Annotated in this window: 1 protein-coding gene; it reads left to right on the forward strand. The window is 64.4% G+C overall.

What is annotated here, in order from left to right; translation table 11 throughout:
• On the forward strand, positions 1-2,112 hold a 2,112-nt coding region (locus BLP82_RS29970; RefSeq protein WP_256576696.1), incomplete at both ends, for a condensation domain-containing protein.

The following is a 2,112-nucleotide window of genomic DNA, read 5'->3' on the forward strand; positions in this document are numbered from 1 at the left end:
GCCGTGAAGGAAGCCGTGGTACTGGCCCGTGAAGACGTGCCGGGCGACAAGCGCCTGGTGGCCTACTTCACTCAATCCGAAACGGTGGACATCGAAACCCTGCGCCGCCACTTGCAAGGGCAATTGCCGGCCTACATGGTCCCGGTAGCCTACGTACACCTTGATGCCTTGCCTCTGACCCCCAACGGCAAGCTCGACCGCAAGGCCTTGCCGGCCCCAGACCTGGATTCGGTCATCACCCGCGGCTACGAAGCCCCTCGAGGCGAAGTCGAAATTGCCCTGGCGCAGATCTGGCAGGGCCTGCTGGGCGTGCAACAGGTCGGCCGTCACGACCAGTTCTTCGAGCTGGGCGGTCATTCGCTGTTGGCCGTCAGCCTGATCGGGCGGATGCGCCAGGTCGGACTGAGCGCTGACGTGCGCGTGCTGTTCGGCCAGCCGACCTTGATGGCGCTGGCCGCCGCGGTCGGTAGCGGTCGCGATGTCGAGGTGCCGGACAACGGGATTTTGCTGGGGAGCACTCGAATCACGCCGGCGATGCTGCCGCTGGTCGCTCTGGACCAGCAGGCCATCGACCGCATCGTCGCGACGGTGCCGGGTGGTGCGCGCAATGTGCAAGACATCTACCCCCTGGCACCGTTGCAGGAAGGCATTCTCTACCACCACATTGCAGCGGCCACCGGTGACCCCTATGTGTTGCAGGCAACGTTCACCGTCACCGACCATGGGCGCCTGGACGCATTTGCCCATGCGCTGCAGGCGGTGATCGATCGCCATGACATCCTGCGTACGTCGGTGGTCTGGGAAGGTCTGGACGAGCCGGTGCAAGTGGTCTGGCGCAAAGCGCAGCTGGCGGTCGAGGAGGTGGTACTGGCCGCCGAGGCGGGGGATATCGCCAGACAACTGCGCGAGCGCTTCGACACACTGCATTACCGTCTCGATATGCAACAGGCACCGCTGATGCGCATTGCCTTTGCCCATGACCCGGCCAACCAGCGCTGGGTAGCGCTGTTGCTGTTCCATCACATGGCACTGGATCACACGGCGCTGGAAGTGGTGCGCCACGAAATGCAGGTGCATCTGCTGGGCCAGGGTGATCAACTGGGTGAAGCGGCACCTTTCCGCAACTACGTGGCCCAGGCTCGCCTGGGTGTCAGCCGCGAGGAACATGAAGCATTTTTCCGCGACATGCTCGGCGACATCGACGAACCGACGCTGCCCTTCGGTGTACAGGATGTGCGCGGCGACGGCAGCGATATCGAGGAGGCCGGGTTGCACCTTTGCGCAGACCTGAGTCGCCGTCTGCGGGCCCAGGCCCGGACGTTGGGCGTGAGTGCGGCGAGCCTGCATCACCTGGCCTGGGCGCGGGTACTGAGCCAGGTGTCCGGCAAACAGGACGTAGTATTCGGCACTGTGTTGATGGGCCGGATGCAGGGTGGTGACGGTGCCGAACATGCATTGGGCATGTTCATCAACACCTTGCCGCTTCGGCTGGACGTGGGCGACCAGGATGTGCGCGGCAGTACCAAGGCCGCACATGCCCGGTTGACCGGCCTGCTGGGTCATGAGCATGCGTCCCTGGCCCTGGCCCAGCGTTGCAGCGGCGTGGTCGCGCCGATGCCGCTGTTCAGTGCCTTGCTCAACTATCGGCACAGCAACGCGGATGTGACTTCGACCGATGCATTGGCGGCCTGGAACGGCATCGAGCTCCTGAGCAACGAAGAGCGCACCAACTACCCGCTGACCCTGTCGGTGGATGACCTGGGCGAAGATTTCCACCTGACCGCGCTGGCGTTGCCGCAAATCGGCGCGCAGCGGATCTGTGCTTACATGAACGTGGTGCTGGAGAACCTGGTGTCTGCGTTGGAGCAGGCGCCACAGACGCCATTGAACAGCGTATCGGTCCTGCCGTCGGCCGAGCGTCGCCAACTGCTGGTGGAATTCAATGCCACGACCCGCAGCTATCCGCAGGACAGGACCGTCCATGGTCTGTTCGAGGCACGGGTACAGGCCAATCCCGAGGCGCTGGCGGCCGTGCATGACGAGCACAGCCTGACCTACGCCGGACTGAACGACCGGGCCAATCGCCTGGCCCGTCATCTGGTCGGCCTGGGC

This window comes from Pseudomonas sp. NFACC37-1 (assembly GCF_900101575.1).
GTDB classification, from domain to species: domain Bacteria; phylum Pseudomonadota; class Gammaproteobacteria; order Pseudomonadales; family Pseudomonadaceae; genus Aquipseudomonas; species Aquipseudomonas fluorescens_AA.